The sequence below is a fragment of the Scytonema sp. PRP1 genome (assembly GCF_036697665.2).
Lineage (GTDB): Bacteria > Cyanobacteriota > Cyanobacteriia > Cyanobacteriales > Nostocaceae > Kalymmatonema > Kalymmatonema gypsitolerans.
In genome coordinates, this window is sequence record NZ_JBAHYJ020000073.1 from 205,181 (window position 1) to 218,452 (window position 13,272).

Annotated in this window: 9 protein-coding genes and 1 pseudogene; 4 read left to right on the plus strand and 6 right to left on the minus strand. The window is 44.3% G+C overall.

The window, feature by feature from the left end; translation table 11 throughout:
• The first annotated feature begins 24 nt into the window (after window positions 1–24).
• Both V5G28_RS16655 and accD read left to right on the plus strand, forming a co-directional pair.
• Window positions 25–240 (plus strand): hypothetical protein, encoded by a 216-nt coding sequence (locus V5G28_RS16655; protein WP_096568685.1) that lies wholly within the window; start codon window positions 25–27, stop codon window positions 238–240.
• A gap of 205 nt (window positions 241–445) precedes the next feature.
• Window positions 446–1,402 (plus strand): acetyl-CoA carboxylase, carboxyltransferase subunit beta, encoded by a 957-nt coding sequence (gene accD / locus V5G28_RS16660; protein ID WP_332991366.1) that lies wholly within the window; start codon window positions 446–448, stop codon window positions 1,400–1,402.
• Between the two features lie 335 nt (window positions 1,403–1,737).
• On the opposite strand, the gene V5G28_RS16665 is transcribed toward accD, so the two are convergent.
• The 3 genes and pseudogenes from V5G28_RS16665 to V5G28_RS16675 form a co-directional block, all read right to left on the minus strand.
• On the minus strand, window positions 1,738–2,133 hold the full coding sequence (locus tag V5G28_RS16665) for a hypothetical protein (protein WP_332991367.1): 396 nt from the start codon (window positions 2,131–2,133) through the stop codon (window positions 1,738–1,740).
• Window positions 2,108–2,587 (minus strand): annotated as a pseudogene (locus V5G28_RS16670) (filamentous hemagglutinin N-terminal domain-containing protein); the annotation flags it as partial. The pseudogene V5G28_RS16670 and the gene V5G28_RS16665, both read right to left, overlap by 26 nt.
• 513 nt (window positions 2,588–3,100) lie before the next feature.
• Complete coding sequence (locus V5G28_RS16675; RefSeq protein WP_332991371.1) at window positions 3,101–4,549, minus strand: MFS transporter; 1,449 nt, start codon at window positions 4,547–4,549, stop codon at window positions 3,101–3,103.
• Between the two features lie 342 nt (window positions 4,550–4,891).
• On the opposite strand from V5G28_RS16675, the gene V5G28_RS16680 reads away from it, so the two are divergent.
• The gene (locus V5G28_RS16680) at window positions 4,892–6,166 is read left to right on the plus strand and encodes an ABC transporter substrate-binding protein (protein ID WP_332991372.1); all 1,275 of its coding nucleotides are present in this window, start codon (window positions 4,892–4,894) and stop codon (window positions 6,164–6,166) included.
• Between the two features lie 575 nt (window positions 6,167–6,741).
• On the opposite strand, the gene V5G28_RS16685 is transcribed toward V5G28_RS16680, so the two are convergent.
• The 3 genes from V5G28_RS16685 to cysH form a co-directional block, all read right to left on the minus strand.
• Window positions 6,742–8,049 (minus strand): exonuclease SbcCD subunit D, encoded by a 1,308-nt coding sequence (locus tag V5G28_RS16685; RefSeq protein ID WP_332991374.1) that lies wholly within the window; start codon window positions 8,047–8,049, stop codon window positions 6,742–6,744.
• Window positions 8,050–8,097: 48 nt separating this feature from the next.
• Window positions 8,098–9,126, minus strand: coding sequence for a hypothetical protein (locus V5G28_RS16690; RefSeq protein WP_332991376.1), 1,029 nt, complete (start codon window positions 9,124–9,126; stop codon window positions 8,098–8,100).
• Between the two features lie 623 nt (window positions 9,127–9,749).
• Entirely contained in the window at window positions 9,750–10,475 is a 726-nt protein-coding gene (gene cysH / locus V5G28_RS16695) for a phosphoadenosine phosphosulfate reductase (RefSeq protein ID WP_332991378.1), read from the minus strand.
• A gap of 1,141 nt (window positions 10,476–11,616) precedes the next feature.
• Here cysH and V5G28_RS16700 point away from each other — a divergent pair.
• Window positions 11,617–13,161, plus strand: a complete 1,545-nt coding sequence (locus V5G28_RS16700) for a DUF4011 domain-containing protein (protein ID WP_332991380.1) — start codon at window positions 11,617–11,619, stop codon at window positions 13,159–13,161.
• Window positions 13,162–13,272 lie beyond the last annotated feature (111 nt).

The window sequence follows — 13,272 nt, forward strand, 5'->3', positions numbered from 1 at the left end:
TCAGCTTTTGGTAATATCAACATAGTGACTTGGATCACTCTCTTAACAACAAGTACTCGTTGGCAAGCAGAATTAATGCAACAACTGCTTGCCTCTCATGATATATCAACAAAAATTATTGATTTGGGGGTGAAATCGTATTTGGGGGCTGGGACTCCAGCCGCTTTACAAGTACGTTTACAAGATAAGTGGACTGCGTTGCTACTCTTAAGTCCCCCAGAAGACGAGCAAGAGACTTGAATTCGTTTACGTATTTTCGTTAAGCTGGCAACCAAAGATGTATACAGAAGGTCTGATTTGCTTACAAGAGGAATTTGAATAAGTAGTTATGAGTTATGAGTCATTAATCCTTAGTATGGACAAAGGACTAATGATAAAAGAATAAAGACAACAAACAAGGGGCTTGACCTCTTTTCGACATACTATCCACTCAAATAAAATACAAATGGCGAACAACGAAGAATCACGCGGTTTAAAATCTCTGTTAGATTGGTTTGCAAATCGACGGAAATCAGGATCTACCATCCTGGAACGTCAAGAACGTGAAATTGCTGATGGGCTGTGGCATAAATGTTCTAACTGTGGTGTCTTGACATATACCAAAGACTTGAGGGCGAACCAAATGGTTTGCGTCGAGTGCGCACATCATAATCGAGTTGATAGCGATGAACGCATCCGTCAATTGATTGACGCAAACAGTTGGAGACCAATGGATGAGCAATTGCGCCCTACCGATCCATTGCAATTTCGCGATCGCAAAGCTTATAGCGATCGCCTGCGGGAAATGCAGGACAAACTTGATTTAGTAGACGCCGTTAAAACTGGTTTGGGTCAAATAGACGGTTTACCTATTGCTCTTGGCGTCATGGACTTTCGCTTCATGGGTGGAAGCATGGGATCTGTTGTCGGAGAAAAACTCACCCGTTTGATTGAGCAAGCCACTCAGCGAAGATATCCTGTGGTTATTGTTTGTACTTCTGGTGGAGCCAGGATGCAAGAAGGGATGCTCTCGCTGATGCAGATGGCGAAAATTTCAGGAGCTTTGCAGCGTCATCGGGAAGAGCGGTTACTGTACATTCCCGTTTTAACGAACCCCACCACAGGTGGTGTGACAGCAAGTTTTGCCATGTTGGGCGATATCATCTTAGCAGAACCGAAAGCTACGATTGGTTTTGCTGGTCGGCGAGTGATTGAGCAAACCCTACGGGAAAAACTGCCAGATGATTTTCAGAGTGCAGAAGATTTGCTAAAGCACGGTTTTGTCGATGAGATTGTGCCTCGTACTGCGCTCAAGAGAACTTTAGCACAGTTGATTGCATTGCACCAGCCACCCGCACCAACGACAACTCATAATATGGTGGTTTGGGAGACAAGAAGTTTGAGTTCCACGGTTGCAGAGTAACGCTAGATGGAGAGTGGGGAGAAAAGGGAAAAGTTTGTACGGACACAGAGCATTGCTCATACGTGTCAACAATCACGTTCAAACCTTTATCCCACGTTGGTTTACCCCACACGCCAGTCGTCTGCTGTCGGGAAACCCTCCTGCAGCGCTGGCTCCCCTTAATCCCCTCCCCCTCCGGGTATGCCTTCGGCACGCCAAGGGCGAACGCCAGTTGCCTGCTGTCGGGAAACCCTCCTGCAGCACTGGTCTCACCGCAAGCGGGGAGGGGCGGTTTTGGCGTAAGACAAAACCGGGGTGGGGTTAAATGAAGCGTTTCACACCCCATTACCCCGATTTCACTGTTTAGGACAACTGGTAGGAGTAGACCTCAAAGCATTAGCATTGGATGCATGGGAGATGAGGGTAACTTGCCCCTTACCGTTGAACACCCAACCCGTTGCGGGGAAAATTTCTACAACTTCAGCTTTAGACGGTGGTTTAGCAGCAAGTGTCTTTCTCGCCTGCTGCTGTGTTGCGATTGCCGAAGCCACTGCCCTCTGGGTCATCACTGAGGTGCGAGTATCCGACCACACGACATCAGTGCTGAGGGGTTCGTAAGGGTTGGGGGGTAAACCGCCGCGTCCGGTAACAGTGAATTGACTACTCTTTCCGTTAGCAAAAGCAGCACAGCTAGTGTCTACTATATTTGAGGCATCAGCTAACAGTGGCAGTGGCACTAAACTCAAAGCCATCCGCAAATTTGATGCTGTTCGCCGTACTCGCGACAAACGAACCGCGAATGTCCAAACGGGCATTTGGTCCAAAGACGATGCCATTAGGATTGAGTAGAAACAGGTTAGCGTTTCCTTGCAAAACTTTGATTAAACCGTCAACATTCGAGACAGACGAACCTGTCGCCCGGCTAATGATATTTTGAATGTCAACTGCATTGTTAAAGTGAGCTTCGCTACCAGTGCGTACAGAAAACTCATTGAAGCTGTGGAACAGATTGCTTTCCGCTTGCGTTCCGCCACTGATATTGAAGATGTTCCCGTTGATGTTGACAATGGAATTATTAGGTAGAGTGCCATCAGGGGTAATTTGGGCATGAACGCAATGTCCAGAGACGCTGACACCAGCGATTGCCCAGAGGGCAGTGGCTTTGCCAATCGCAATCCCTAAGAACCAACCCAAACTATTAATCATCTTAGACATTGCACCCTCCAGCACTTGGTAGCAGTTGCAGTATTTTTCAGTCAACCATAATTAGTGAACGTCACCTTAATACATACTTCTTGACTTCAGGAGTGTAAGCTTTATGCAACCGCAGAATTCGCCCCTCCTCGCTTGCGGTGAGACCAGTGCTGCAGGAGGGTTTCCCGACAGCAGGCAACTGGCGTTCGCCCTTGGCGTGCCGAAGGCATACCCGGAGGGGGAGGGGTTGGGGGTGGGGTCAAACCAACGTGGAATTAATGGTTAAACGTGATTGTTGACACGTATGAGCAATGCTGTGCCCCTACCATGCGGTTTATAGTGTATGCAAATGCAAACCGCTATAGATTCAATCAAGAACCTGTGTACTCTAATCACTACTAAGCGGGAATTTTACGCAAAGTTTTATTAATCTTTACAAAACTTTTTAAATCTTATAAGTCATTTGACGTACATATGACATCAACTACCAATAAGTCACTGTATGTCTGCCAAGCAGGCTAGTGTCTAACTCTCAACTACGTTTCTACGAAATATCGAGAGATTTTGTACCATCTGGGTGAAAGATTGTCTTCCCGGTTCTTGGACAAACATCAGCGGCACAAGCGCTGCAAGTCGGAATACGGCAGAGACTGCGAACAATCCTGCTAGACCTCCAAAGGAAGGATTTTCTGCGACGAAACCGCCTATGGTGGTACCTAGAGCACCACTCACCCCGCCAACTGCAGCAGTAGTCGCGAAATAGATGGATTTATTTTTAACTGGTGTCACCTCTATGTGCAGATTGTTGTTGCACAAGTCAAGTGCTGCCCAGTTACCTCCAATAAAGATGTGTATCAGCGGCAACCACAGCCACAAATCCCAGGAATCAATAAGGTTAGTACCAATCGCCAGCCATAACACCGGTACGCTTGCAGCCACCATCCCTATAACTAGCAAAATTGGACGATTACCGATTTTGTCTGCTAACCTGCCCCAAATGATAAGCATCAGCAAATTCGCCCCCGCTTGAAGGCTACCATACAAAGTTACCCAGCTTACCTCTAAATTAAGCGTACCCAGCATATACATGTTGAAGAAGGGGAGGCTGAGGTTAGCAGCAAACATCCACGAGCTGAAATACAGCAGAAACTTTAAAAAGTTAGAGTTCTTCCAGATGCTGTCTTCAGTAGTTGCATTATTTGCATCATCAGAAACTGCCTTTTGGGCAGAAGATTTCATGGCAGCAGCGTTTTGCTCTTGTGGGTTCACATCCACTTGGAAGTACTGACACCCCAAGCTAATTAGCCCCGAGATGACACCCACAAACAGCACCACGCCATAACCTTGTAAAGTCCCACCAGGCCATTTCGAGACAGCTAGACCCGCTAAAGGTACACAGAGCAAATTGGTTAGGCTAGCCAGACTGTTACGTAATCCGAAATACCGCCCCCGCAACCGCCGAGGGACAAGCGTTGCCATCCACGACAGCCATGATGAACTATCCAATGCTGCCGTTAGATTGGTTAACAAGACAATCACCAGCACCAGCATCACCACTTGGTGAGAATTAATCCGTCCTAAGCTTAGGGCTGCAATGCCAATGACTAGAAGTAGCCAGAGTAACCGACTAGTCCCGTTTGTCAATATAGAAAACCGAAAACGACTGGTTGTGCGTTCTGACAGGTAAGCACCCAAAGGCTGAATGAGATTTACTATCATCGCAATAGAAGACAGCATCCCAAAAACCACGGGACTGGCATGTAACTCTACCAGGAAATTACTGAGCAAAATCCCGCTACAAGTAATATTCATAAACGTTGCAAACACAGCATCCACTGTTGAGGCTCTCAGGCTGGTGCGAATACCATCCTTAGAGAGCCGTGGGCTGAGTTTTGAGGTAGGAGAGGGTGCTGTTTGGGAAACTGTAATCTGGGTTATTTCAGAAGCAGTCATTTCTAGTGGAATAGAATCCATAATTTATCTCTACAGGTAGATGAAACATCTCTAACTGTGTGGGTGATCGTTTGTTATTCTAACTTGCATTTCTCAACAAAAATTTAGATAACAAAGAAATTTCATCCTAAGCTACAAAAACAGTATGTAAAGTGACAGAATTTTTATCTAGCCATGATGCGAACTAAATTGTTGAAATTTTTGGGACTGTTAGTAGCGATTGGCTTTGCTTACTTTTCACGGAATGTGGAAAACCTCTCTCCAAACCTCTCTTTTTGTAGGAGAGAGGCTCTTACCTTAGCCCCTTCCGTACTAGGGAAGGGGGTTAGGGGGTTAGGTTTTTCGTGGATTTTTCGACATAGCGTGAAAAGTCAGATTGGCTTTGCCAGTTTGCTTTGCGCGATCGCCCTGTGGGTTATTGGTTGTCACAACCTACCCAATCTTAGCGCCTCAGCACCAACTCCTGTAACCATCAAACTTGGTGGTTGGATAGCTAGCCCAGCAGAGCAAAAGCTCTTGAAACAGGTATTACAAGACTTTGAAGCACAGCATCCAGGTATCAAAGTTAGACATGAGGTCATCAACGACCAATACATGGATGTTATTAAAACTCGTTTAGTTGGTGAAGCTGCACCTGATGTCTTCTATTTAGATGTTTTTGAGGCTCCTTTCTTCATGAGCCAGAATGTTTTAGAACCACTTGATGCATATATTACCTCCGAATTTGACCTAGCTGACTTTGAGGACACGCTACTCAATAGCTTCAAGTACGGTAATCATATTTATGGTCTGCCCAAGGACTATTCCACACTTGCTCTGTTTTACAACAAAAAAGCTTTTGCTGCTGTAGGGTTAACCACACCTCCAAAAACTTGGGAGGAATTACGTACCTACTCACAAAAGTTGACCGTAGACCATAACCGAGATGGCAGAATTGACCAATATGGCTTCGGGGAAATCCCTGAATTAGCGCGTCAAGCTTACAAAATCAAAGCTTTTGGTGGGCAACTTGTAGACCAGAATGGTTATGCAGCCTTTGCCAGTGATGCCGGATTGCAAGGATTACAGTTGGCGGTAGATCAGTATCAAAAAGACCGCTCCTCAGCACAAAAATCTGATGTTGGAACCAACTCAGGGAGTGAAATGTTCGGTCAGGGTAAAGTCGCAATGGTGATTGAAGGGAACTGGGCAATTCCCTACCTAACGGAAACCTTCCCCAATTTGGAGTTTGCAACCGCAGAATTACCTAGTATTAATAATAAGAAAGGCACGATGGTATTCACTGTTGCTTACGTGATGAACAAACAAACCCAGCACAAAGCCGAAGCCTGGAAGCTTATTTCTTACCTTACAGGGAAAGAAGGTATGACAAAATGGACGAAAACAGGCTTCGCTTTGCCATCGCGTAAATCTGTTGCCCAAAAATTGGGTTATGACCAAGATCCCTTACGGGCTGCACTTGTGGCAGGAGTGGATTATGCTATGGCTTGGCAAGCAGGTGAGTATCCAGCAGCGATTATAAACAATTTTGATAACCAGTTTGTCAGTGCCTTACTAGGACAGCAATCACTACGACAGGCAATGTTGCAAGCGCAGGATGAGGCAAATGAACTGATAAAGGCGATCGCCATGGAGTAAGCTTACCCCACGGCTAGAAGCCGGGGGCAATCGAGCCACTCACATAACTTCTAGAACGTAGACTTTCAGTAGCCCTAAGAAATTAACGATGTTGAAGAAGGACTTCCCAATCATGTTAATCCTTGAACCTCGAGGACGGCTTACTCAATATCAACAATTGATATTGCTTCTACCTCCCTTGACAATTCCCGGACGCCCCCATTAACCACGGTTTGCGTATCACGGAGACGATACTTGCCTACTGCGAGACCCTTTCTGCATGGCTACCACAGTGCCTTTCGCTATTTCGACATAGATATATTGTCCCAGATTTTTCGACTAAAGTTTCCGGATATAAGACGGCAGTTAAAACTGCCTTCGGGCTTCCTCCCCATGTTTGGAAAACAGGGGCTTCCGCCCTTTGAGCTTCGGTGACAAATTGAACAAATAAGTAAAAATTGCTTAATCTGTGGGTAGAGGGACATAGAAAGTCCACCTGGCAAGTATTTTTGGCATCGCTCCCCAGTAATAAAAATTACCTACTGAGCATCCAATATTACAATTTTGCCAGATTAATCAGCAATTAATCTTAAATTTTACACTAGAGGAAGCTGAGTCTCTCTACCGCCTACCGACAGATGATTCTGGGATTGCTCATTCGTTGCTCCTTCTAGCCATACTTCCACATCATTCGCTAGGAGATTGTGCGCTGCTTCCAGCATTGATGCTGCGATGTCCTTGAGGTCTTCGCGGTTGTTCAAATATGTTTTCAACGCTTCCATTGGGTCGATGCTGTTACTCGCGCTCAATTCCGGAATCCGGGGTCGAGCCAACTGGCTGACCAATTCTGGTTGAATGGTGTAGGTATGCGCTGGACTTAAAGCACTATGCACCTCGGTGCTATCAATTAAATCCAACTGCTCTGAGCGAAGTTTGTAAATCAACCGCACGACCGCATCTTGGATATCGCGTTTGGCTAAGGCTTTCATGATCGCCGCCTGCGGGTCTTCAACCTTAGAAACATCCACCTCAATTGTATGGAAAGCCCGCACTGGCAAAGGACAAAATTCCCACTGGACTCGACCTTTTTCCAGTTCTACCATTACATAGCCTTTGTCTTCCTTTTCTTCGCTAAAATCTACCCGTTCAATACTCCCTGGATAAATCACTGGCGGGTCATTAGATTTATTCAGGTTTTGATGGCGATGAACGTGTCCCAACGCTACATACTCAAAGCAAGGTCGCGTCAGCAAAGATAGGGGAAGCGTAAAACCTTTACCAACTGCTAAAAAGCGTTCGGCTCCCAAGCTAGCATTGTCCGTCATCAAGTGACCCAAAAGAACAGTGGGTAGGTTGGGGTCAAGACGGCGAATTTCTCCTTCTAGGACAATCCGCAAACGTTCAGTAAGCAGTTGGTTGACTTCAACCATAGATAAACTTTCGGTTTCCTGGCGAGTCATCAAAGTGGAACGGGTTAGCCAAGGGAGCGTGATCACCTGCACGCTTCCATTACGGGTTTGGATGCTATGAGTGGTTAAGGTATCACCGACGACAATTCCCGGAACTCCCAAGGCGCGGTAAATACATAGACTGGCTCCACCTTGTCCTTGGGAATGTTGGTCGTGGTTCCCCACCAACAGGACTGTAGGGATATTTGCATCTACAAGGCGGCGAAACTGACCAGCAAAGGCTTCTTGTACGTAGGGCGGCGGTGTCGCATCGGGAAAGGCATCACCGCCAAATAGAACCAAATCCACTGGTTCTGCTAGCGCTCGGTCAATACATTTGGACAGACTATTGACAAAATCCTCCAAGCGTGTATTTAATCCAGTTTCGGGATTGATGCGTCCGTGGGAGAAACCGCTTCCCATATGGATGTCGGAGAGGTGGAGGATTTTAATCATAAGGGAATCGGGGAGTGGTGGAGGAAACTAGTTTGTCTCCCCATCATTTTATATCTGTGACGATAAAGATGGAATTGAATTGAGGCTGTCTTGATACCATACGTAGTCTTTCATGTCGCTTGGCCATGATACTTCATTGGGTGTGGCAATTTGTAGGGTGCTGGAATTGAGTTTGTTATATAAACCAGCAAAATCACCAACTTCAATCTGATTTTTTTCAAAGGTTTGGCGAAGAAGTTCGATTGTAAACATCATGTTATGGGCTTCAAAGCTGCCTTGAGGAAACAAACGTGGAAATATCAAAAACTTGATATCATTTCGTTTTTGCTTAATAGCTCTTTGGGGTGTCATTCCAAATTTTTCTGGTAATTGATCGCCTTGAATGAAAACCATAATGTAATTTGGACCTAGTACCCATTTTCGATAGCCGTTTCCGAAGGTGAAGACATTGATAAGTTGACTAGTGCGCTGCTTCCACTTCTGTTCTTGAATTCGTCGTTCTCTGAAGTCAAACACCCTGGCGCGTCCACTGATAAAGTTTCTTTTAGCAACCTTAATAGCTCTAGCCAAGAAAATTGTTCCAAGACTATCGCCTGATAAATTGAGAGTTACCCTGTTGTTTACGGCATAAGTAATCAAAGTTGCCGCATTTTCAATGACTGGACTACCAGATAAACCTAGATAGTCAAGAACTGCATTAATCCAGTCAAGGTATCGGTTAATGAAAGCGATAATTGGACGTTGTTTAAGAAAAGTGGAGTTGTTTATATTGGCGATGCCAGTTAAGAGAGTAGTAGCATACCTACGGCTCCTTTTTGAAGATTCTGCCTCACGTTGTCCCAGCCCAGAGATAAAAATTGCAAAAAGTTCGCGCTTATCGTTTTCTGGATAATAAACGATATCAGATGCAATCATGGTGATTGGGTCAGGTGATGCCATCACCGCGTCAAAATCAAAAACCTGTTCGCTACCTGGATTTTGAAATTGTCCATCAAATTTTTTATCAGGGAATAGAGCTTCAAGAGGCCAGCGCCACCAGGGAGATACGATTTGTTTTGCCTTATCTGATCTCTTCATAAAAGATCTTCCTAAAGTACTGCATTATACACTAAAAAATGCAAGCGTGAGAAAAGCTATGTATTTGTACAAGTATAAAAAGAAAAGGAGCCTGTCTTTGAAACAGACCCCTTGCACGGTGAGTCAACCCCTAAGCCCTTCGGGCACGCTGCGCGTTGGCGGAGCCTGCCCGAAGGGCTTACGGGGAATTCATAAGGTACGGCATTCGCTCATTCAAAATGGAAGACCCCAAAGGATGAATCCGGGGGCTTGAATAATTAGCTTGTGCTTCTTTTCCTCTCCATGAATAAATTCAGAGGCTTGTATCCCTTTCTTGTTCGGTCAGAGAAGCATCACCCTTTTAAAGATTAAAGAATATTTACGCAAGTTAGGGTAGCAAGCGACAAAATCCAGAAGCGATCGCTCTATTCAATTATCCAAAAACCCTTGCCACCAATTGATACAGCAACAGAGGCTGAATTAGCAGATTTGGAACAGCTTTTTCACAAAGATACTTGTTAAACTTGCTTACAAATTGTTTTATCTAACCGCAGAGGCGCAGAGTACGCTGAGGAGGAGAGAGGGCGAGGGGGAGAGTTAAGGGAAATTCTTCTTTTCCTCCACTCCCCACTCTCTACTCCCTCTTAAATATGAATTCCACACTCAGTCTTACCAGTTCCCCGCCAACGTCCAGCGCGTTCATCTTCACCTTCGCCTACTGGAGTCGTGATAGGTTCATCGCCAATGCTGGGATAACCTTGGTCATGCAATGGGTTGTAAATCACGCCGTGTTCAGCTACATACTCCCAGCTTTTTTCGCGTGTCCAGTTAGCTAGGGGATTGATTTTTAGGCGATTGTTGCTATCTAGTTCAAATACGGGCATATTGGCACGGGTGACGGCTTGATCGCGGCGGCGTCCGGTGATCCAAGCGATAGTTTCGAGTTCACCTAAACCCCGTTGCAATGGTTCAATTTTGGTGAGTTCGTGGAATTTGGCAATATCTTTGTCCCAAAGTGCTTCACCGTATTTTGCGGCAAAGGCTTCGCGAGTGTCTACATCTGGAGTTTTGTAAACTTTCAAATCCAGATTGTAAACTTCTTTAGCCTTAGCAACCAGTTCTAGAGTTTGGGGAAAATGGTGCAGCGTTTCGAGAAATACCACAGGAACTGGGTGCTTAAGGTCACGGTAGAAAATATCAGTGATTATTAAGTCATCTACGTTAAAGGCGCTAGTTTGCACCAGTCCAGTAGGAATATTCTCGACAGACCATGCCAGTATCTCTCTTGGTTGGGCAGTCTCAAATTTCTGATTGAGTTGCTCTAAGTCAAAACTGGCATTTTCCGGTGTAATTGCTGTCGAAGCAGTCATTAATTATTCTCCAGTCCAATAAATTCCTTGCTTGATTAAACTTAATTTTACACTACAAAGGCACATAGATCGGTCGGAATTCTGTGATTCGCATCGGGAACCATTGCCAAGAGGGCGGGACTTGGGGAAAACTTTAGGTTTTCCCCGAGGGGCGTGCAAGTGGTGTGCGAGTGCCGATGCCAATGAGGAGGAATGGAGAACTAGGCAAGTTAAATGTACAACAACTGATATCTTGCACCTCACCGTAGAAAACCGTACAAGTTAAAAATATGCGTGATAAAGCTACATTGTTTTTATTGGCTTTTCTTGCTAAATAAAAGACTTTTGGTTTAATACTGAGTGACTAAACACCATCAAATTTCCTTGGTGCAAGATGTGAGACAAGCTATTTACAAAACTTTATACTTGAGGCAACTTTACCAAGGTATCTATCTTGAGGTAAGTAAATACTATTGTATTTAATAAGATTATTTACCGTTGTTTAATTTTTACTATGTTTCTATTTATATATATGGCGATACTGATATTGTTAGTAGAATCCTTAAAATTAAAGAATTCGACAAATGAACGATTTCAAAACTCCAAATTCATTGAGCCAGTCTATAGTTATGGGCGCTTTGGTCATGCTAACCAGTGCTGGTGTTATCACTATCATGAATTTGTTCTAGGGGAACAACTGCAATTTTTAGCAAAATAACTTTACAAAACCCCTCTCAGTATTGAGAGGGGTTTTTACATTGGGGGTGGTCTTATTGTTCTGGAACTTGATTTGTGGGAATAAAAATTAAGGTTCAGCGACAGTGTGTTGCTTTAACAACGTAAGTAACTACTTTTATAGGTATTTTGCCAACAGTCCTTATTCCTTATGGATGATCGCTCACTACCAACGATGGAAATCTATTTTCTAGTCAGGCTAAGAAAATCATTGAGAACATCTTCTGGGAAGCAGGGCTGTTTCATTTCCTAAAACGTGTATACTGACAAGCGTCTAGGGGATGAAAAAACAATTATATAATTTTATAGTTGTTGCAGAAGTATGTGCATTTTGTAAAAAATTTGCTTTGTCATAATCAATTACATTTAGAATACAAGGTATCAAAACAATAGCCTGTCTTGATAAACTATTTGAAATCGGAAGCGGATGAGTAACTCCATCACTCAGGCAATCCAGGGTAAAATCAAATATTGGAAAAATAAACTTGCTGATGACAGCAACAGCAATCCGCTACTCAACTTCCAAAAAAGCGAAAAGCTCAGAGTTGACATTGATACACCACCCTCAATCCTATTTAAAGACCTTGCAGGAGATGAGTCTCGCCCAGTCCCAGTCAGGGAGTTGAGAACCAAGCAAACTGATGCTGAACTCACCACGCTTCTCGAAAAGCTTCGTCAAAACGCTAAATCAACCCTGGAGGAGAAGGGGTTCAATAGTCTTTTCTTAGTACTGGGTACTTTAACATGGTTCGATGCAGATAAGCCTAAGGAAAAGTTTGTCTATCCTCTTTTACTGATTCCAGTTCAATTACAAAAGAAAGGTAAAAAGCCACCAGAGTACACACTGCACCCTGTTGACGAGGAGATTTCCTTAAACTTTCTTTTAGTAAACAAGTTACGTGCTGAATTCGATATCACCTTGCCTGAAAGCGATCGCGTTCAGGAATTAGGCTATGAGAAATTTCTAGATGCGGTTCGTAGTGCGATCGCCCAAAAGCCAAATTGGAAACTTGAAGATACTGCCCATATCACCTTGTTCCAAGAGACAAAGGCAGCAATGATCCAAGACCTGCAACAAAATGAAAAGAGGATTGCTGCTCACCCAATTCTACAAGGGCTTGCTCTCAAAAAAATCCCCGATAATTTTAATTCTCCTAATCTTATCAAAGAAAAAGAACTAGATCAAATCCCTCCATCATCCTTATATCAAATATGTGATGCTGACTCTAGTCAACAAGTGGTCATCGAAGCAGCAAAGGCGGGGCTTAGCTGTGTAGTCCAAGGACCGCCAGGAACAGGTAAAAGCCAGACCATTGCTAACATCATGGCTGAGTTAATCGGCAAACATAAAAAAGTGCTTCTGGTTGCTGAGAAGCAAACCGCCCTAGAAGTTGTCTCTGGAAAGTTTCAGAAATGTAGTCTTGAGGATGTCTGCCTCAACCTCCATCATCAAGGCACGACTAATACTAAAGACTTGCTTGAAGAACTCAACAAAACTATGTCTCGGCTGTCGCAAAGTCAGGAGTCACAGCAGCAAAACAGGGACGTATTCTTTCAAAAACTGTGTGACCGTAGGCAAACCCTTAATCAATATGTAGCAAGTCTACACGAGAATCAACCACCATTAAATAAATCAGCTTACGACCTCTACGGCGAACTGCTCAAACTCGAACGCGAAGAAGTTCCCTCCCTCGAATTTCATCTTTCTAATATTCAAAATTGGTCAGAAGATCGCTTATTGGAAGCTAATAATTTACTGGACGAACTTGGGAAATTTGAGCCATTTTTTCGGGGAACCGAAACAACTATATGGTCGAGTAGTCCGGTGCAGTCTTGGTCAGCTAATGTTAACAAAGACTTGCGTCAGAATCTTCAAAACCTCGATCAGGGGGTTCAACTCGCCCAAAAGACTGCAACTCGTTTGCGGCAGTTATTTGGCATACAACAACTCCCTAATACCAATTTAATGTGAAGCTGCACTAAATAAATAACCTCCATTCTTGGCGCTCTTGGCGTCTTGGCGGTAGCCTGCGGCACGCCGCTGCGCGTCTACGTTTTTTAATATTCTATGCATCTTCATAAA

What these genes read in the sequence shown, in the direction of transcription:
- accD (WP_332991366.1), top strand. Translation starts at nt 446, where the DNA reads ATGGCGAACAACGAAGAATCACGCGGTTTAAAATCTCTGTTAGATTGG.
- V5G28_RS16665 (WP_332991367.1), bottom strand. Translation starts at nt 2,133, where the DNA reads ATGGCTTTGAGTTTAGTGCCACTGCCACTGTTAGCTGATGCCTCAAAT.
- V5G28_RS16675 (WP_332991371.1), bottom strand. Translation starts at nt 4,549, where the DNA reads ATGGATTCTATTCCACTAGAAATGACTGCTTCTGAAATAACCCAGATT.
- V5G28_RS16685 (WP_332991374.1), bottom strand. Translation starts at nt 8,049, where the DNA reads ATGATTAAAATCCTCCACCTCTCCGACATCCATATGGGAAGCGGTTTC.
- V5G28_RS16690 (WP_332991376.1), bottom strand. Translation starts at nt 9,126, where the DNA reads ATGAAGAGATCAGATAAGGCAAAACAAATCGTATCTCCCTGGTGGCGC.
- cysH (WP_332991378.1), bottom strand. Translation starts at nt 10,475, where the DNA reads ATGACTGCTTCGACAGCAATTACACCGGAAAATGCCAGTTTTGACTTA.
- V5G28_RS16700 (WP_332991380.1), top strand. Translation starts at nt 11,617, where the DNA reads ATGAGTAACTCCATCACTCAGGCAATCCAGGGTAAAATCAAATATTGG.